Source organism: Sporosarcina sp. P12(2017) (assembly GCF_002743035.1).
GTDB classification, from domain to species: Bacteria; Bacillota; Bacilli; order Bacillales_A; family Planococcaceae; genus Sporosarcina; species Sporosarcina ureae.
Genome location: NZ_PDYL01000011.1, coordinates 72075 through 91602 on the forward strand (window position 1 = coordinate 72075; position 19528 = coordinate 91602).

General features: G+C 40.0%; 18 protein-coding genes and 1 riboswitch. Of the genes, 8 read left to right on the forward strand and 10 right to left on the reverse strand.

The window, feature by feature from the left end; translation table 11 throughout:
* Nucleotides 1-17: 17 nt before the first annotated feature.
* Entirely contained in the window at nucleotides 18-779 is a 762-nt protein-coding gene (locus tag CSV80_RS10475) for an ABC transporter ATP-binding protein (RefSeq protein WP_099670803.1), read from the forward strand.
* Nucleotides 769-2712 carry an ABC transporter permease gene (locus CSV80_RS10480; RefSeq protein ID WP_099670804.1) on the forward strand — a complete coding sequence of 648 codons (1944 nt, stop codon included), beginning with the start codon at nucleotides 769-771 and terminating at the stop codon, nucleotides 2710-2712. Before CSV80_RS10475 ends, CSV80_RS10480 begins: the two co-directional genes overlap by 11 nt.
* Before the next feature lie 48 nt (nucleotides 2713-2760).
* Here the strand turns inward: CSV80_RS10480 and CSV80_RS10485 are convergent, their stop codons facing one another.
* The 4 genes from CSV80_RS10485 to CSV80_RS10500 all read right to left on the reverse strand — a co-directional run bounded on the left by CSV80_RS10485 (nucleotide 2761) and on the right by CSV80_RS10500 (nucleotide 6005).
* Nucleotides 2761-2982, reverse strand: a complete 222-nt coding sequence (locus CSV80_RS10485) for a hypothetical protein (protein ID WP_099670805.1) — start codon at nucleotides 2980-2982, stop codon at nucleotides 2761-2763.
* 251 nt (nucleotides 2983-3233) lie between these two features.
* A riboswitch (cobalamin riboswitch) is annotated at nucleotides 3234-3425 on the reverse strand.
* A 149-nt stretch (nucleotides 3426-3574) separates the two neighbouring features.
* Nucleotides 3575-4921 carry an MATE family efflux transporter gene (locus tag CSV80_RS10490; RefSeq protein ID WP_099670806.1) on the reverse strand — a complete coding sequence of 449 codons (1347 nt, stop codon included), beginning with the start codon at nucleotides 4919-4921 and terminating at the stop codon, nucleotides 3575-3577.
* Nucleotides 4918-5382, reverse strand: coding sequence for a GNAT family N-acetyltransferase (locus tag CSV80_RS10495; RefSeq protein ID WP_099670807.1), 465 nt, complete (start codon nucleotides 5380-5382; stop codon nucleotides 4918-4920). The genes CSV80_RS10490 and CSV80_RS10495 overlap by 4 nt, the downstream gene beginning before the upstream one ends.
* A gap of 62 nt (nucleotides 5383-5444) precedes the next feature.
* Nucleotides 5445-6005: a TetR/AcrR family transcriptional regulator gene (locus CSV80_RS10500; protein WP_029054223.1), complete on the reverse strand. Its 561-nt coding sequence runs from the start codon at nucleotides 6003-6005 to the stop codon at nucleotides 5445-5447.
* A 200-nt stretch (nucleotides 6006-6205) separates the two neighbouring features.
* On the opposite strand from CSV80_RS10500, the gene CSV80_RS10505 reads away from it, so the two are divergent.
* On the forward strand, nucleotides 6206-7309 hold the full coding sequence (locus CSV80_RS10505) for an NAD(P)H-binding protein (protein ID WP_099670808.1): 1104 nt from the start codon (nucleotides 6206-6208) through the stop codon (nucleotides 7307-7309).
* A 229-nt stretch (nucleotides 7310-7538) separates the two neighbouring features.
* Here the strand turns inward: CSV80_RS10505 and CSV80_RS10510 are convergent, their stop codons facing one another.
* The 3 genes from CSV80_RS10510 to CSV80_RS10520 all read right to left on the reverse strand — a co-directional run bounded on the left by CSV80_RS10510 (nucleotide 7539) and on the right by CSV80_RS10520 (nucleotide 10679).
* Nucleotides 7539-9284 carry a GMC family oxidoreductase gene (locus CSV80_RS10510; RefSeq protein WP_099670809.1) on the reverse strand — a complete coding sequence of 582 codons (1746 nt, stop codon included), beginning with the start codon at nucleotides 9282-9284 and terminating at the stop codon, nucleotides 7539-7541.
* Between the two features lie 17 nt (nucleotides 9285-9301).
* Nucleotides 9302-10135, reverse strand: coding sequence for a gluconate 2-dehydrogenase subunit 3 family protein (locus CSV80_RS10515; RefSeq protein WP_099670810.1), 834 nt, complete (start codon nucleotides 10133-10135; stop codon nucleotides 9302-9304).
* A 229-nt stretch (nucleotides 10136-10364) separates the two neighbouring features.
* Nucleotides 10365-10679: a hypothetical protein gene (locus CSV80_RS10520; RefSeq protein ID WP_099670811.1), complete on the reverse strand. Its 315-nt coding sequence runs from the start codon at nucleotides 10677-10679 to the stop codon at nucleotides 10365-10367.
* Between the two features lie 295 nt (nucleotides 10680-10974).
* Here CSV80_RS10520 and CSV80_RS10525 point away from each other — a divergent pair, with 295 nt between their 5' ends.
* Entirely contained in the window at nucleotides 10975-11487 is a 513-nt protein-coding gene (locus CSV80_RS10525) for a flavin reductase family protein (protein WP_029054218.1), read from the forward strand.
* Between the two features lie 226 nt (nucleotides 11488-11713).
* Here CSV80_RS10525 and CSV80_RS10530 read toward each other — a convergent pair whose 3' ends face one another.
* Nucleotides 11714-13120: a purine-cytosine permease family protein gene (locus CSV80_RS10530; protein WP_099670812.1), complete on the reverse strand. Its 1407-nt coding sequence runs from the start codon at nucleotides 13118-13120 to the stop codon at nucleotides 11714-11716.
* A 315-nt stretch (nucleotides 13121-13435) separates the two neighbouring features.
* Nucleotides 13436-14332: a catalase gene (locus tag CSV80_RS10535; protein WP_099670813.1), complete on the reverse strand. Its 897-nt coding sequence runs from the start codon at nucleotides 14330-14332 to the stop codon at nucleotides 13436-13438.
* Between the two features lie 116 nt (nucleotides 14333-14448).
* Between CSV80_RS10535 and CSV80_RS10540 the strand changes: the two genes are divergently transcribed.
* Nucleotides 14449-15006 (forward strand): YusW family protein, encoded by a 558-nt coding sequence (locus tag CSV80_RS10540; protein WP_099670814.1) that lies wholly within the window; start codon nucleotides 14449-14451, stop codon nucleotides 15004-15006.
* A 107-nt stretch (nucleotides 15007-15113) separates the two neighbouring features.
* Here CSV80_RS10540 and CSV80_RS10545 read toward each other — a convergent pair whose 3' ends face one another.
* Entirely contained in the window at nucleotides 15114-15476 is a 363-nt protein-coding gene (locus CSV80_RS10545) for a DUF3899 domain-containing protein (RefSeq protein WP_099670815.1), read from the reverse strand.
* 172 nt (nucleotides 15477-15648) lie between these two features.
* On the opposite strand from CSV80_RS10545, the gene CSV80_RS10550 reads away from it, so the two are divergent.
* The 3 genes from CSV80_RS10550 to opp3C all read left to right on the forward strand — a co-directional run bounded on the left by CSV80_RS10550 (nucleotide 15649) and on the right by opp3C (nucleotide 19513).
* Nucleotides 15649-17385: a peptide ABC transporter substrate-binding protein gene (locus CSV80_RS10550; protein ID WP_099670816.1), complete on the forward strand. Its 1737-nt coding sequence runs from the start codon at nucleotides 15649-15651 to the stop codon at nucleotides 17383-17385.
* Nucleotides 17386-17555: 170 nt separating this feature from the next.
* Complete coding sequence (gene opp3b / locus CSV80_RS10555) at nucleotides 17556-18488, forward strand: oligopeptide ABC transporter permease (RefSeq protein WP_029054212.1); 933 nt, start codon at nucleotides 17556-17558, stop codon at nucleotides 18486-18488.
* Nucleotides 18488-19513, forward strand: a complete 1026-nt coding sequence (opp3C, locus tag CSV80_RS10560; RefSeq protein WP_099670817.1) for an oligopeptide ABC transporter permease — start codon at nucleotides 18488-18490, stop codon at nucleotides 19511-19513. Before opp3b ends, opp3C begins: the two co-directional genes overlap by 1 nt.
* Nucleotides 19514-19528 lie beyond the last annotated feature (15 nt).

Sequence of the window (19528 nt, forward strand, 5' to 3'; positions counted from 1 at the left end):
CACAAGGAGTGATGGACATGGTAATTTTACAAGCAACGAAAATCTATAAAATATATGGCAATAAATTCAATAAACAGGAAGTATTACGCGCGTTGGACCTTGAAGTACAAAAGGGTGAATTCGTCAGCATCATGGGGGCATCGGGATCGGGGAAAACAACTCTACTGAACGTCCTTTCATCCATTGATCGCGTTAGCCAGGGAACGATCAGCATAGAAGGGCAGAACCTCAACGATATGAAAGAAAAGCAAATGGCGGAATTCCGAAAACGTCATTTGGGCTTCATCTTTCAGGACTATAACTTACTCGATACGTTAACAGTAAAAGAAAACATACTGCTTCCACTATCGGTGCAGAAAGTATCAAGAAAACTAGCCAATGAAAAATTCCTTGCAGTGGCGGAGGAATTGGGTATTTCCGAAATCGCTACTAAATATCCAAATGAAATTTCAGGTGGTCAAAAGCAAAGAACGTCTGCCGCACGAGCATTTATCCATGATCCAAGCATCATTTTTGCGGATGAACCAACAGGCGCTCTTGACTCAAAAGCAGCATCCGATTTGTTGAACAAACTAAGTGATCTCAATATGAAGAGAAATGCTTCTATCGTCATGGTTACTCATGATCCTCTCGCCGCAAGTTTTAGTGAGCGCGTAGTGTTCATCAAAGACGGACAAATCTACACGCAACTGAATAAAGGAGACCAAACGCGTAACGAATTTTTTAATGACATCATCAAAACGCAAGGTGTGTTGGGTGGTGTGCAACATGACGCTTAATCAGCTGATTTTCCGCAATATCAAGAAAAACCTTAAACATTATTATGTGTATATCTTTGCTTTGGTTTTTAGCGTGGGCTTGTACTTTTCATTTGTAACGCTGCAATTTGATCCAGCATTGGACGATGCAACAGGAGGAGTGAAAGGTGCTGCAGCTATTAAAACAGGTTCAGTTTTTCTAATTGTTATCGTGTCTGTATTCTTGCTATATGCTAACAATCTATTTATTAAACGACGCAGTAAGGAGATTGGATTATTCCAATTGATCGGGATGACGAAAGTAACCGTTTTCCGTATTTTAAGTGTAGAGAATTTCGTGTTATATATCGGCTCTCTCGTTATAGGGATACTCTTAGGATTTTCGATGTCACGATTACTCATGCTCATTCTATTTAAGGTCACTGGTGTAACGGATGTTGCAACTTTACGTTTCTCTTCAGCAGCATTACTTCAAACGCTGATCGTATTTGCAGTAATCTTTGTATTGATTTTGATCATGAATGCGCTATTCATTAAACGACAAAGTATATTATCTTTGTTCCGTGTAACAACCGTAACGCAACAGCGGGTCAAAAAGATGACAGTATTTCAGGCGGTTGTCGGTGTGTTCGGTATTCTACTCATTGTATTCGGCTATTATTTATCATCCCGATTATTTAGTAGTGTGTTCCTAGGCGATCAGCTATTTCTGGTGATGATCATCATACTAGCTTCTGTCGTCATGGGAACGTATTTGTTCTATAAAGGCTCCGTTAGCTTTATCTTTAACCTGATTCGTAAACGTAAAGGAGGATATCTGAACGTTAACGACGTGCTGTCTCTCTCTTCAATTATGTTTCGAATGAAATCGAATTCTCTTCTATTAATGATTATTACATCCGTATCTGCGCTATCCATCGCATTACTCTCGTTAAGTTATATTTCGTATTACTCAGTAGAGAAGTCAGTAGAGCGAACTATTCCGGCCGACTTTACTATTCCTGATACTACGCGTGCAATGGAATTTACACAGGCACTTGAAAGTAAAGGCATCGCCTATACAGAGACAGCTATTGATCTATTGTCTACACCTGTTGGTTTATCAAGAGTTCTATCTATTCCGGGTGGGGATAGTCAAGATGTGAGTTATACCGATACAGAAATGATCGTCATTAGTGATGAAGCATTGCCAGAGTTAGACGTAGCAGAAAAGGAAGTGCTCTTCGTCAACTCTGATAATTTAACGGAAAACTTCATGAAATTCAAAGAAGATCAGCAAGTCGTTTTCCAAGGCAAAGAGCATGAGTATGATCTAACACTGAAAGGGACAGAAAGGGTAGTTGTTTTGCCCATACGTGTAACCTATGGTTTTGTAGTGGCGGTAGTGGATGATCAAGTGTTCCAGCAGATGAATGTAGATATAGATCCTTCCGTAGAATCCGAATTTACGGAATATCATGGAGTGGATATCGAGAATGAGAATGATCTAGAAAAAGCGAATGATATATTTAATGTGTTGGGAATAAACGACTGGGCAGGACATGAATCGAAGTTTGAGGAAAGAACGAAACAAATGCAAGGTGCTGGCATGATCATGTTCATCGTGGGATTCCTCGGCCTCGCTTTCCTTGTCACTTCTGGCTGCATCTTATACTTTAAACAAATGGACGAAAGTGAAGATGAAAAATCGAACTATACCATTCTTCGTAAACTGGGCTATACACAAACAGATTTGCTAAAAGGGGTTCAACGAAAGCAGCTATTTAATTTCGGTATTCCGTTAGTCGTTGGTCTCTTCCACAGCTATTTCGCGGTGAAATCTGGCTGGTTCTTATTCGGTACTGAAATGCTGGCGCCCACGATTATTGTGATGTTCATCTATACGGCACTATATTCTATATTTGGCTTACTTTCCGTATTGAATTACAAGCGTGTGATTAAAGATTCTTTATAACATAGTAACGCCCCTGACACATTAAGGTCAGGGGTGTTTTATTGCGATCTAGTTACTACCTACTAATTCAGCAACTACGATTTGATATGCTGTATCTAAATTAGCTAGTTGTTTACTTTTTTCTGCAGAGTCATTTGAAGTGTCTTCAGCAATTTGTTTCTTCACATTTTCCACTAGTATAGGAAGGGGGGTAGAGTGAGTGCTCACTCTATCCGACATCAATGTGTCCTTTAATAAGTTTGTAAAGTCATCGATTGTTTGATTGGGCATAATTCATTCTCCTCATCGTGTTTGTATGGGTTCGTTGACATAAAAAAACATCCGTCCGGTAAATACCTGGAAGGATGTTAAGTGGGAAGCCATGACGAATTAAACGGTTCGGCAGGAAATACACATATGTTGGATCGATAGAAACTATTTCGAAGCCACCTAATGAATGTCCTGATTCCGTTTTTTCGTACGTCGGCTTGTGTGTGATTTTTCATAAGCCGCACTTGACACCTCCTATCCGCGTAGGGTATTGGTGTGTACTGATCTAGGCAGGTCTCCTGGCTCGTCTTCAACGTATAATTCACCTTCCCATTTCCCTTGCGGTGAAACAGTGGTAACGAATTATACTCCAACTCACAGTTGCGGGACAGCATCGGTTTTTCACCGATTTCCCTTTTAAGCGTTTAAGAAAAAATAAACGCACCTATCTCTAACACGATATTCAGTTGCTCTTTCAGTATAGCACTCTTATTGATGAAAGGAACAAAAATAGTGCAACATTCTTTACTACAACACGTACTCACACTAATTCTATGGAACGCGCTGCTTAGAACAATGATTTATGTTTCCGTACTGTTCTATAGACCAATGCTTAGCCGATTAACGAATGTCGAGTAGCGTTCCTTTGATATAAATACACGCCAATAAATACGACAAGCTCAGAAGCGGGAATGGATAACCAAATACCATTCAATCCGAATATGCGTGGCAAGATCATCAAGAAAATCAACATGACGATGATTTCACGTGAAGCGGTAATCCAAGTGGCCATCCGTACATTGCCGACAGATTGATAATAAGTCATCATGACAAAGTTCGTACCTGTGAACAAATAGGCAATAAAGAATAGATTAATTCCGGTAGTAGCCAATTCTCTGACGGCTTGCGGGAAGTCTCCGAAAATCGATACGATAGGACCTGCTGCGAACTGTCCGACGAGGAAGAACACAGCACCCGCGATGACGACTGTGAGAGTGGCCTTTTTAACGGTTTCCTTCATCCTTATCCGGTTACCAGAGCCTTGATAATAACTGATCAGCGGCTGAATCGCACCACCCATCCCGAGGAATAGCATAAGCATGACACTGTGCACATAGTTCAAAATAGAGAATGCCGCAACACCTTCTGTACCGGCCATCCGTTCGAACGCAATATTATGTGTAATGGTAAAAAAGGAGATTCCCAACTCGGAAAGGAAGCTCGGGAATCCGATGAAAAGAATGGCTATGAACAGCTTTTTATTGAACTGTAAGCGAATCAATTTTAAGTTATTGTTTTTCTTAAAGAAGTGGGCGAGCAGTACTAACATGCCCATAAAGGAAGCGATAATTGTAGCGGTTGCAGCACCGGCAACACCGTAATCAAGAATAAATAAGAACACATAATTCAAAATGATGTTAATGACTGACGTCACAATTAGCCCTGCCATTGAGAGGTTCGGTGCTCCGTCGTTACGTACGAAAATACTAAATGTGTTTTCTACAGTAAAGATAAAGCCAAATAGTAAAATCACAAATAAGTATTGCGATACATAAGGGAATGTAGTGGTATTCGCACCAAGTGCGTATGCTAGCGAATCCCTAAAAATAAAGGCGGTTAAGCCTAATATAATGGTTAATAAGAAAATGGAAATGATTGCATGTGTGAAAATCGAACGAGCTTTAAGCACATCTTTAGCACCCATTGCCATCGAATATTTTGTGGCGGCACCTATACCAATCCATAAGGAAATAGCAAAAAAGATGGTATAAACGGGAGCCGAAATTCCGACTCCCGCCAATGCTTCTGCACCCAATCGATTACCGACCATGATACCATCCGCCACAATATTGATTGCCATCAGCAACATACCGACAGTTGACGGTATTAAATAACGTAAAAAGATACGTCCTACTGGCTCAGTATCCAATTTATTAAACTTGGGTGAAGAAGAACTCATTGCACAGGACTCCTTTGAAGATCAAGTTCCATGATGAGACAAGGGAATTCACCTACATCATCAATTTTACCATTTAACTTAAAACCGAATTTTTCATATAAATGCTGTGCGGCTTTATTACTTGGATAAATACTTAAATATATCTTGTTGCATTGATACTTTTCTTCCATTCTCGTAAGTAGAAGTTTAAGAAATCTACTAGCATAACCTTTACCTTGGTGATGCTGATCTATCATAAAGCGATCAAGCCATACGTTGCCATCTGCTTCACGTCCGTGCATAGCATAGCCGACTAATTCCTTTCCATCATATAATCCAATGGACTTCCATTCTGGTTCGAATTGAGATTGTGCTAGTGAAAATGAATTGCTTTCAATAAAGTTCTTTTGGTTTTCGTGTACGGATAAATAGGCAACATCCTGCCAATTTTCATTCGTTACCTCACATGCGTGGAGGCTCATAATTCCATCTCGCTTTCATTTTTTTGTAAAACAGTAAAACTTCTTTTGTTTTATTAGTTTATTTAGTCGTCACTTTTCTTAATAAATCCGAACAACAGGATATCAACAATGGAATCCAATGCTTCGGTTACCGTCATACGATTTTCATAGAAAAACTTTCGATCAAGTGTAGAGTTGGTCGCATCTATAATCAACTTCATAAGTAACTCTACGTTTTGATCTGCAATGATCCCCTCATGAATTCCTTGTTCAATTAATTCACGAAGTTCATCCCATTCATGAAGTGCAGCGTGTACTCGCTCCCATTGTTGGGGATGTGTTTTTCTCATTTGATCAAGTATTTGCCAGTTATAAAAGTCATTGTATTTCGGTATGACCGTAATGACTTTCTTAATCTTATCGACAAGATGTAGTTCATCGTCTTTCATAATGATATCGGTTTTTTCGTCGAACTCCTGTAATGTCGAGTCGATCATCGCATCTAAAATTTCCGTTTTCGAAGAAAAGTGTTCGTATAATGTCCGTTTGCTGATACCTAGTCTTTTGGCTAGATCATCCATCGTAAACTTCATACTTTTTTCATGAACTTCTTCGAGGAAAGCTTTCATAATACGTGCTTTCATTTATCGTACCCCTATCCTTATATACCGAATGAAAACTAAAAAAACATATACAGTTTTCATCGTTCTTATCTAGTATAAGTACTTTTAATATAAAAAGCAAAGACCGCTACTTAAAAACAATATTATTTAATTATATAGGCTTATAAACTCCTTATACAGGGTAGTTTTACTGTACACGTACGAGAGAGGGTGGGGGTTGTATGGGAGAAAGGAAATTGGTTGTAGCCGTTGCGGGTGCTAGTGGATATATAGGCAATAATCTATTGAAAAAGCTAAAAGGAAAAGCAAAAGTTATTGGTCTGTCGCGAAATGGAAATCGGCGGGAGAATACGGAAGACGTTGAGTGGCGGTCTTGTGATCTATTTTCTATGAAAGATGCTGAGAAGAGCTTGGCTGGTGCGGACATTGCGGTATACCTCGTACATTCTATGCTAAAATCAGCGAAATTATCTCAAGGTGCTTTTGAAGATATGGATGTCATTTTAGCGGATAACTTTGCGCAGGCAGCTAAAAAACAAGGAATTAAACAAATTGTCTATTTGGGCGGGATTAGCCCCGATGAAGATGAAAAAGATTTATCACGCCATTTGAAAAGCCGTTTAGAAGTAGAAAGGATTTTACGCTCATATAACGTTCCTGTTACCGCATTACGTGCATGGCTAATTGTCGGTTCAAAAGGTTCTTCTTTCCCGGTTTTATCGAAGCTAGTTAGAAGACTTCCAGTAATGATTTTACCTAAATGGACACGCTCCAATACACAGCCTGTAGCACTGGAGGCGGAATTGAAAGAAAAAGAAGTGTCAAAGAAGAAGCCGATAATCGGGCCGCTTAAGCAAGATGTTCGTTCAGTGCAGAGAATTGAATTACCTCATAGCTGGACTGCGGATGAAACTGCACGTTATTACGTAAAATGGCTTTCTACGTTCTTGAATCCTTGGGTGAAAACCGACGTAGACGACCAGTTAAATTGCCGAATCGGTTTCCTCGGAAATCGGACATTGCTCGAGTTAAGTTATTCTGCAGATCGTAGTACAAAAGATCGCTCACTTTACTATATAACGGGCGGTTTATTGATGGATCCTGATTCCAATGAACGCGGCAGAATGGAGTTCCGAAAGATTCCAGGATCGAATGAAGTAATCATTGCGATTCATGACTATTTACCATCTATACCATTGTTTGTCTATTACGTCACACAAGCCAATATGCACGCGTTTGTCATGTCTTGTTTCCGCCATCATATGTACAAGTTGAGTACTATTGAGCGTGATCGATTAGGCAATGTTGTTTCTAATGTGCGATAAAGAAAAGCTCGGATTGGCAGTGTTACACTGCCGATCCGAGCTTTTCTTTATCGTCTGGGATGGATGAGCCTTGCTATATACATTCAGATGGTTCTTACGTAAGTCTTCGACGGTAAGAGGTTTATGCAACAACCCCGTAAATTTATGAAATATACCAATTTTTATATACTGCGTAAACTATGGAAAGCGTAGAACAAAAGCAACGGCGTCTTTCGGACTGCCTGGCTCGTTATGCGTTTAATGTTTCCTGCTTGGCTTCTGCAAGCTGGCCGCCTTCTTTTAAATACCTCTCTACGCCTTCAGCTGCACGATATGCCAACGCGCCGATGGTTGAAGTGGGGTGATGTCCTCCGAATTGAGGGAATGCTGAACCGCCCACTACGAATAAGTTATCCATTTCCCACATTTGAAGGTAGTTATTCACTGCGGATGTTTCAGGGTCGGCCCCCATAATAATTCCGCCCGCATAGTGACCACCCGAATATATATGATCAAACTCTTCAGGCACTTCATCTTCATCGACGATATCAGCGCCCATTTCTTTCATGATTTCACTACACTTTTCAATTCCGAATTTGGCCATGTTCCGATCATGATCTGTGTAACGATTTGTAATACGTAATAGGGGATCTCCATATTCGTCTTTGTATGTTGGGTCTAAATCCACGTAATTATGCCACCATGACATAACAGCAGGAGTATACCATGCTACTAGCGAACGATTCGCATAATGGATCGAGTTTTTCTTGAACTCAGGTCCCCATTTCGGCGTGCCACTTGGGACGTGGTTTGATGCAATAGCCCCATCGCCATATTGACGTAATTCGATACCGCCACCATTGATGAAATCTACATTAGAGTGGTCAAAGTTATCACCGGCAAAGTCACTCATAGTACCACCAAGCGCACCTGCACCCATGTAGAGGTTAAACTTCTTCTTTTCAAAGTATCCTCTTGCCCCAAGGAATGTGATATTGAATTGCCCATTAAAGTTACGACCAATAGTTCCTTTACGTGTTGTTGGATCATACGGTGTCCCGATTTTTGACAGCATCAACAAGCGATTGTTGGTGAATGAAAATGCACCTAATACGACAACGTCCGCTGGTTGTTCATATTCAATTCCTGTCCGTGTATCAGTAAACATTACACCGGTTGCTTTACCGTCTTTATGCAGTACGCGACGCACTAAAGAATTGGTCCGAATTTCGCAGTTTCCAGATTTGCGTGCAGTCGGAATAACTGTAGCCAATGGATCCGATTTAGCCGTGAAATCACAGCCATACATCGTACAATAAGAGCAGAACATACAAGCATTTAATTTTTCACCGTCCGGATTGGTGTAGGCTTGTGATAAGTTACCGGAAGCGACTTGGAATGGATGATAACCCATTCTCTCCGTTGTTTCTTTAAACAGTTTCACGGCAGGTGATGCTAGCATAGGAGGGTTAGGATAATCATTTGAACGCTTGTCGCCAAGCGGATCAGGCTCACCTGAAATTCCGGCAGTTTTCTCCCATTTATCGTAATAAGGTTCCATCTCATCATACGTAATACCCCAGTCTTGAATCGTCATGCCCTCAGGAATTTTTTCCTTGCCATACCGTTCAATGGTCTTGGAACGTAATTCAAAGTCGATAGCTCTCCAGCGATATGTAGCGCCTGCCCAGTGCACACTACCCCCACCTAAATCAGTCCCAGCCATCATTTCTGCTCTTGTGCGGACGGGAAGAGCAGTGTCTTCCAGTTTCACCCGTGATGTAATCGTTTCAGGTGATAGATTTTGCATCATCTCGTAACGATCTGTATAACGTAATTCATCTTTAACACCTATATAATCTTGTCGGTCCTGCTTTTTACCCCGTTCCAGTGTTACTACCTGATAGCCAGCTTTCGCTAGCTCGGCAGAAACTACACCACCTGCCCAACCGCTTCCTACTACGACTACATCTACTTTTTTTAGTTTTTTCGCCATATGAGTTCCTCCTGTTATCAGTGTCCTTGGTAATTCCGTAAGCTTTCAGGCTTCATTACGATGAAGTCCTCTTTTTCGATATCTGCTGTATAGCTCATACGTGGACCAGGGAACTCCTTCATCCTCCAGCCTTCCATATTGCGGTTCCCACCATAGACCGGATCAGCATACGCACCTTCAATAGTTGTTTGTAATAGTAGATTAAAGAACGTCGTCGAAGCGACACCGTTCATCTTCGCTTTTCCATCGTCGAACATCTGCAAAATTTCATCTTGTTGCTCCGGCTCTAGCTTAGGGAAATTTGTTTCGAATTTCTCTTGTGCCGTTTTTTCTAATGCATGTACACCTTCTAGGAAGATATCTCCTCTTGTCATAGGAGTTTGATATCTAACGGCTGGTGTAGGTACTTGCGTATCGGCGTTTGGACCTGTGTCTTGGTTCGTGTCTGCTTGGTTTTCATATGCATCTACGGCACCTGTCTGTAAAAACGGCCCTCTCATATATTCTTTTCCGTTCATACCCCATTCGCCGGCAAGTTGTCGATCGATAAAGTAAGGTACACCCAGTTCGATAGCACCGGGGCCTAAATCGTCTTTCGGAAATATCCTTTCAGTAGCAGCGGATAGGATAAGAAAGTCCTCGCCATTACTGAAAAAAGTCCGAGCTTCGAGTAAATGGCCAACTTCTTTCCCTGAGTCTGTAGGTTCGCCTGGTTTTTGGAGCTGATTAGTCAATAAGCCACCGAATAATGATCCGCCAACTAAACCTCCAGCCAATAAGCCGGTATTCTTCATGAAATTTCTACGACTGATCCCTTTTTGTGTATCCTCAGGTTGTCTAGGTTCTGTCACTTTGTTCTCCTCCTTGTACATACGACTTTCAAATTTTACCAATGCACTACTACGTATCATATTGTGTTGAATGTGTAGAGTTTATACATAATAAAGAGTTTTTGTAGATTGAAATAATGTAGTTTATTAAATAATTGAATATTACGAATAAATATTGTGGAATAAAAAGCCCCTGAAATTACTTAAGCGATTTCAGGGGCTTCACGTTTTTACTATTGATTTATTTTAATTAGTTTTTCTCTTCAGCATCTTGTTCCATATCTACTTCTGGATCTACTTCTGGCTCATCTACATCTACGTCGTCGTTTGTAGTATCATCTGCTGGCTCATCCACATCTACGTCGTCGTTTGTAGTATCATCTGCTGGTTCATTCACATCTACATCTTCATTTGGAGTAACATCTGCTGGTTGATCTACTTCAACATCGTCATTCTCATCGATAACTGGATCATCGTCTCCACAAGCGCTAAGGACACCAACAGAAAGAATTGCAGCTGCTCCCACTTTTAATAAATTATTTTTCTTTAGCTTATTTAAATCCATTATAAATATCCTCCTCTAGATGTTTGATAATCGTTCATATACTAATAATATCCCTATTTATATTTTGTAAACATATAAAACTAGAAGTGATTCTTTAGTACTGATAACAAAATTAGCGAGAGAGATAGCAAACAGTTGTAAAGGTACATAAACTATAAGAAAACTATATAACAAGAGGAGAAAACTGAAGAATGGTGTTGAAAGTGCTATGATGGATATAGACATGCCTAACTCACATAGTGATGGACTAGATCTGTTACTCAAATGGGCTTATTTATAAAGGAGAGAATATTTCATGAAAAAAGAAGAACAACAAAATTTGTTCAAAGAAATTATGGGGAATTATCCAACTGGTGTAACAGTCGTTACTGCAGTAACTGAAGATGGCACACCAGTTGGACTGACAGTAAACTCGTTCGCCTCTGTATCCTTGGATCCAATGCTTCTTTTATGGTCTATTGATCATAGAGTTTCTTCTATTAAAGCATTCACGGAAGGCGGTAAATTTGCTGTACACGTACTTGCAGGAGATCAAAAAGAGCTTTGTAATACATTCGCGAGCCGTGTAGAAGATCGTTTCTCTACATGTGAATGGGAAATGTCGGATAATGGCGTACCAATTATTGAAGATGCATTTGGTGTGTTTGAGTGTAAGACTTTCCAAACGATTGAAGCAGGAGATCACACGATCATTATTGGTGAAGTAGTAGATCTGCAAGTGGAGAAAAATAAAGACCCTATGTTGTATCACCGTAGAGTGTTTGGGTCTGTGCCACCTGTTTTCTACCAACAAGATGACAAAGCGTAAATTTGAAGCATGTAGTCCTATATATAAAGCCGTCTCCTTAGCGAGACGGCTTTTTTCATATGTCACCTTTAGAAGATTTACTAGTATCTATAGCTACACGCTTTTGCTTACCAGCAGTGCTAGCATAGTTCATTTCTCTTTGCGTACAACTGGTATGTTGTTTTTTTACCTGAAATAAAAAACAGGACTTCTGTTCAGAAGTCCTGTTTTTAAGAGTAGCTCATTATTACCCTAATTTATCATCCGCTGTAATATCATTTGGTTCGCGTACTAAGTAATATTTACCTTTAGTATATATAGCGATTACTACTGTCAATATCGCGGCCAGTATGGAAGCGACAAATGCGGCTGTGGATTGTAGGAATACGCCAAGATAACCAGATGCCGCGATGGCACCAAATGTACTGGCTATCAGTAACGAAGCGACACCGACAGGATTCCATTTATACAAATATTCTTGCCTTGAAACATAATAAGTTGGACCTATCTTCAGCCACTTTTTGACAACCAATGCATCCGTCACAAGAATGGCAGCCCAGGAAAATAGAAACACACCTTGGAATGTCATGACAGTATCTAAATGATCCACAATTCCACCGAGCATCAGTAAGATCGCACTTGTAGCTGAGATTACTACCCAGAATCTGCGGCCAGGCGTGAATCGGAACACATTCTCAAAGAAATTCGATAGCGATAGGGAACTACTGTAGATATTGGTTACGTTAATTCGTAACTGAGTCAGCATTGTAAACAATGCGCCACCGATTCCTAGCAATAGGACGATGTATACGCCTGGATCTTTTTCCAAGAATCGCACACCGAACCAAATACCAAGTCCGCCCATTACTCCATAACAGAAAATCTGCGGAATGAAACCGATTGCAATTGAACCGAACTTTCGATCAGATGGTTTTAGGAAACGGGCATAGTCTGAAGCGAGTAGAGCGGTCAGTCCCATAATTCCATTGTGCATCCCGATACAGAACAATAATGCCGTTCCTCCAAACTGAACACCTTCGGGCATATAGGAGAAGACAGATCCTGTATAAACAGCCGGTTTAATGAACGATACGACAATGGCTGTAACTAGGAATATCATAAATACTGGCATGGACCATTTTTGAAGTTTGTCTAGCTGCTCAATTCCGAACCAGTTCAGTGGAATAACAAGCGTTCCGAAAATAACAATCAAAATCCACTTAGGAAAGTCAGGCGTAAAATAGTGAACTGCAGATACGAGAATTAACCCTTCAAACGCGCAATACATAATGAAGTTTGAGGCGTATATTAATGAAGTTAGCGATGAGCCAATATAGCCAAATCCGCCACTCCGTGATAAAAGGTTAACATTCATGCCTGATTTTGCGGATAAGTACGCAATCACGGTACCAAGCAAACCAGCTACTATGATGGCGTAAATAGCCGATACGATAGCGTTTGGTGCACCGAATTGCAAAGCCATGACGCTACCCATTTGGAAATAAAAGATGGCAGTTGCGATTCCGAATGTGATATTCGTAATGCTCAGCCAACTTTTATTACGGTCTTCTAAAGGTACACGATCTAAGGAGTAATCCTTTTCTATTTCATCATCTTCCATAGTACTCAGTACTTTTTCTTCTTCCGTTGTCATACACATCAGCTCCTTGTAGTAAGTAGTCAACCCCTTCTGCCAGCTTAGCTAGCACGTTCTTAATCATATAGGATGGTGAAATTGGCTCGTCCTTTGAATTGACACCTTATTAGTTTAACAAAAACATAATGAAAAAATCAAGTTTATGATGACTTGGTGATAGTAACAGAGTAAGTGCATGATTTTCTAAATGATTATAGTCTTTCTAGGAAAAAAACAAAAACAAGTCATCCCTAATAATGTAATTTATTTAGTGAAAATAGTAACAATAATACTATATTGTAGTTGTTCGTATGATGTTAATCTGGTAATTTATTACTCGGCTTTATTAGCACCGCGTCGCTTGGCGGATTCATTGTACGCGGCGGAACGAAAGTGTAATACGGGGTCATCACTGCATTCTATACCTTTTATAGTAACTGTTGGATCAAATACAATGGACTCTGCGTTATCTGTACGAAGTGAGTGCAATGTAAGAATTCCTGCTTCAATTAACTTTCGATCATCAGGCCAGGCGATGGTGGGATCAGCCGTTGCATCCCCTCGTTCAGCTAATTGCATAAGTAAGCGAAAACGTACAGGATGTCCTTTTTGCACTTTATGAATGAGTTCATTTTCCATACAATTGCTAGTAGCATCATCATTTTGTGTAAGAGGTTGCCATTCAAATCGAACAGCTTGCCTCTCTAGATCAGCGTTCTTCAAAAAATAAGCATGGATAGAATAGTAATGAAGGGTCTCAAAATTACGAAACGGTTTCAGTTCTTTCAAAATGGTACCAAATGTTTTGTACTCTGTATTATGCATAAGTGCATCTATTCGTTGTGACCACGTACTGTTTGAATCGAATGCCTGTATCAGACGAATAAAGGCTTCTGGAGTTTTACTGATGAATATCGGTACATTGACCATTGTCAAATTTGTGTATGTATTATTAGGTAATTGAAAGCGCACGGCCATACCTTTAACTGGGCTCAACCGTTCATTTGGATTTGGGTTTGTAGAACTGTGAGAAAAACGTACAACAGCAGGAACTTCCGTTTTCTGTAGATGAGCGGCTGTTGTCCAAGAAACAGCCGCTCCGGATGGTTGGAAAATCGCATCAAATGCGACTCCGGTCGAATGCGCACGTCGTAAATTGTTTTCTGTATGGAACGTTGATTCAATCGAATCAATTGCTTCGATAGCCGTTACTGGATTCTGATTGTTCATTTGATTTCACTCCTTTACTTACCAACATACCCTTCATGAAATGGAATTAACCGTTTAGAAAGTAGCAAAACAGGGAACCATTAAAAGTAATAACGACTTTTAGGAGGAATATTTTTATGAAACGTTTAGTAATAACAGGAGCATCAGTCATAGCGCTAGCATTGGCGGGATGTGGAACGAATGCGACAGATGATAAAATAGAAGAGAATTCTAATGCAGTTAATCCACCGGCGGAGCAACCGCTAGAGCCGGCTACTGATGATACGAATCAAAATACTGATGAAGCTGTACCGGATACTACTACAGATTCCTCGACTGACTCTACGACAGGAGATATGCAAGCTGAAATGGATAAGCTTTCATTTAAAGAAATCGAATTAGATGTTTCATACGGGAAAGACAAAGAGTATGAAGCGGAAATTGAACAAGATCAAAATGAACCAATTAAAGCCAAAGTAGAAGATGAACTAAATGAAATCTATTTGAAAGGTCAGGAAGCATTTGATGATGTCTATTCAAAAGTGAAAAATCTAGATGTGACAAAAGACAGTTCACAACAAGAGACCATTGATCGCATACTTAAAGCTTTTAACCTTCAAGCGGATTATGAAAAATTCGAAGTGAAAATCAAATTCAACGACGGTAGTAAGCTTGAAGTAGAAGATCGTAAATAATTACGACATATCAAAGATGGCAGATTGAAAGACCCAGGATCCTTGAATAAAATATATCAGTAAACTAAAAATCTCGGCATTTCCTTTAAAGGAAGTGCCGAGATTTTTTACAGATAGTATAAAACAAGTGCCACCAACATTAAAATGAAGGTTGGCATCCCTGCAAGAAACAACCAAGTGGGGCTCGCCGACAGTACTTCGGATGGTGCACGCATTGATTCGATTGCCTCTCTTTGATCTTTTCTAGCAAATACTTTGCGCGAACTCTTCATAAAAAAGTCAAAAAAGCCAGTACGTACTACAAACACGATCCCACCAATAAATAACAGGAACCCACTAACGAAAAAGGAAGCATTAATATAGCCGAGTAATGAGATTTTTTCGTATACTGAATAGGCAGAAATAACAATCACCAATTGAGATATGAGAAATACAATAATATTACGTTTCATAGAAATCCTTCTTTTCATATATAAAGTTTGAAACTACTGTCTATCATACAATATACGAGTCAGAATGTGTAGAATCTTCTATAATAGTTTAAAATTAAGATAATAACATTGTTAGCGTTTACATTTATAAGTTTTTCTTGTATAATGAAAAAGCTAGTACTTCAAAAACACCAAAGGGGAGATCAACAATTTGAAGAATAATAAGTGGCTTTTATTGATGGCACTAACATTAGTGCTAAGTATGTTCTTAGCTGCATGTGGCGGTTCGAAAGACGAAGAAAAGCCAGCAGACGGGGATGACAAGGATAAAGATGCGGCAACTGAAGAACCAGAAGAAAAACAGCATGCCAAAGACGAAGAAGGGGAGCCAGACGCTGAGCAAGTACTATACTTAGCTGAACGTGCTGCTATCCCATCTGTTGACTCATCAATCGTAGAAGATCAGGTTGGATTCAACGTATTAAATAACATTAATGAAGGTTTATATCGTTTAAACCAAGAAAATATTGCTGAACCTGCAATGGCTGCTGAAGAAGCAGAAGTTAGTGAAGATGGATTGATTTATACATTCAAACTTCGCGACGCAATGTGGGCTGATGAAACACCAGTTACAGCAGATGACTTCGTTTATGCTTGGCAGCGTGCAATTGATCCAGCGACTGGTTCACCTTACGGACCATTTATGATGTCTGGTGTAGTGAAAAACGCGACAGCAATCTCTGAAGAAAAAATGGAAGTATCTGAACTTGGAGTTAAAGCTATAGACGAGAAGACGTTTGAAGTAACGCTTGAGCGTCCAGTACCTTATTTCTTGTCACTTATGTCATTCGGAACTTTCTATCCACTTAAAGAAGAGTTCGTAACTTCTAAAGCAGATGCGTATGCTACAAACTCTGATAGCCTTCTTTCTAACGGTCCATTCGTTTTATCTAAATGGGATGGAACTGGCGATAGCTGGACTTATGTTAAGAACGAACATTACTGGGATGCAGAAAACGTGAAACTTGAAGAAATTCATGTCAACGTAGTAAAAGACCCTGCTACTGCAGTTAAGCTTTATCAAGACGGCAAGTTGGATCGTGCAGAAATGTCGGGTGATCTGGCTCAACAATATCGTGATGATGAAGAAGCTGTGGTTCAACCAGAAACATCTGTATTCTACTTCAAGTTCAACCAAGAGCGAGATGGAAAAGAAACTCCACTTGCGAACGAGAACATCCGTAAAGCCATTGCCAAATCATTCGAGAAGAAGGATATGGCTGACGTAGTACTAGCTAACGGTTCATTACCTGCAAACTTCTTAGTACCAACAAACTTTGCATTTGATGAAAATGAAAAAGATTTCCGCGAGTTAAGCGGCGATCACTTGGAATATAACGTGGAAGAAGCACAAGATCACTGGAAAAAAGGTCTAGAAGAACTAGGTGTTGAATCTCTTGATTTAGAAATCCTAGGTGGAGATACTGAAGCTTCTAAGAAGATGGACGAGTACTTTAAGTCCCAATTAGAAGGTAACCTAGAGGGACTTACAATTTCATTAAAAGAAGTACCATTCTCTGTACGTTTGGATTTAGATGGCAACCAGGATTATGATATTCAAGTATCAGGTTGGGGACCAGACTTCCAAGATCCGATTTCATTCTTGGACCTATTCGTAACAGATGGTACGAACAACTTAATGTCTTACTCTAACCCTGAGTACGATAAATTGATTGAAGATTCAAAAGGAGAATTAGCTCTTAAACCAGAAGAGCGTTATGAAGCATTCGCAAAAGCTGAAAAAATTCTACTCGATGAGGACGCTGCTATTGCACCAATTTATCAGCGTGGTTTGATCTTTTTACACAAGCCTCACTTTAAAGGCTTAGTAGATCATCCGTTTGGCGCAGACTATAGCTACAAGTGGGCATATATCTCAGGTAAATAATTGCAATGTTGTAAGGATTCAAGTTTAATAGGGGAGAGTATATGGGATCACTATCCATATACTCTCTTTTTAGTAACAGTGAATAGTTGGAATATTTAATTTCCTGTCGAAAAATGTCATGTGGTTACTTGCATAGCAAGTAAGAAACTTTTTTGGAGGTGTAACGTACCGTGGTTAAGTATATTGGAAAACGCATAGTATATATGTTCATAACGCTGTTTTTAATTGCAACGGCCTCTTTTTTCCTCATGCAAACTTTGCCAGGTTCACCGATCGCTTCTTACAACAAATTGAATGATACACAGAAAGCGATTGTTGAAAAGAAGTATGGAATCGATAAGCCTAAGCCTGTGCAATATGCAATCTATATGAAAAACTTGGCAAAAGGTGATTTGGGAACATCTTTCGTATTTAAAGGCAAAAGTGTCAACGATTTATTGGCTACGAGATTAAAACCTTCTTTAATCTTGGGAGCGCAAGCGATGGTCTTCGGGACTATTGTCGGAATCCTACTAGGTATGCTTGCCGCTTTAAAGCATAATACATTTTGGGATTACGGAAGCACCTTTTTAGCGATACTCGGTATTTCCATTCCATCCTTTGTATTTGCATCATTGCTACAGTATTGGATCGCTTCAGAATGGCATCTATTACCAGTCGGTTTATGGAATGACGGTTGGAAATCTAGTGTCCTGCCATCGCTTGCACTCGCTATGGGGCCGCTTGCGCTATCCGCGCGCTTCATACGGACTGAGATGATAGAAGTATTGAATTCAGATTACATTATTTTGGCTAAAGCAAAAGGTGCCAATGGTTTTGAAATTGCTTTCAAACATGCTTTCCGAAATGCATTAATACCTTTAATCACAGTTCTCGGACCACTCGCAGCTGGTTTGGTAACAGGTTCACTCGTTGTAGAACAAATTTTTGCTATTCCAGGAATAGGTGAGCAATTCGTTTCGTCGATCATGACGAATGACCATGCCACAATCATGGGTACGACATTATTGTTCTCTGCTTTCCTCATTTTGGTTATTTTTATAGTGGATATTTTATACGGAGTTATCGATCCGCGTATCCGTGTGTCTGGAGGTAAAGGATAATGCGCAATGAAATCGAACAAGAAAAATTAACCCCACAAGATTTTGAACGGATTACTATCGACGCGGATCAGGCAGAACGAATAGAGAAGCCAAGTTTAAGTTTCTGGCAAGATGCATGGTTAGGTCTACGTAAAAATAAAGCGGCTATTGTCAGTATGGTCGTACTTTTATTAGTTATACTCATGGCACTCATCGGTCCACTTTTAAATGGACATGCGGGTGACGCGCAAAACTTACGCCATGCAAACTTACCGCCGAAAATACCTGGTATTGAAGCTACAGGGCTTTTTGATGGAGATGGTAAGCTGGCAGGGAAGACAGTCAATTTATATGAAATGAAAAAAGTGGATGAATATTATTGGTTCGGTACGGATGGACTAGGTCGAGATTTGTTTACAAGACTTTGGGAAGGGACTCGTGTATCGCTATTCATTGCATTCGTAGCCGCAGCCATTGATATGGTTATAGGTGTTGCATACGGAGGGATTTCCGGGTACTTTGGTGGACGGACAGATGATATTATGCAACGGGTTGTTGAGATCTTAATCGGTATTCCTACGCTGATCGTTGTTATTTTGATGATTATGATTATGGACCCCGGGATAGCCGCTATCATTGTCGCGATCACCATAACTGGTTGGATCGGGATGTCGCGTATTGTACGTGCACAGACATTGAAATATAAATCGCAGGAATTCGTATTGGCTTCACGTACTTTAGGCGCCAAGGATGGAAAAATCATTACGAAACACTTATTGCCGAACATGCTTGGGATTATCATCATCAATACGATGTTCACGATTCCGAATGCGATTTTCTTTGAAGCGTTCTTAAGCTTTATCGGAATCGGACTCCAGCCACCAGCTGCTTCATTAGGTACATTGATCAATGACGGATACAAAGTGATGGAGAATCAACCATACGTACTATTGTTCCCGGCCATTGTCATCAGCGTTCTTATGATTGCATTTAACTTAATAGGTGACGGACTACGCGATGCACTAGATCCTAAAATGAAAGATTAAGAGGAGGAGAGCAAG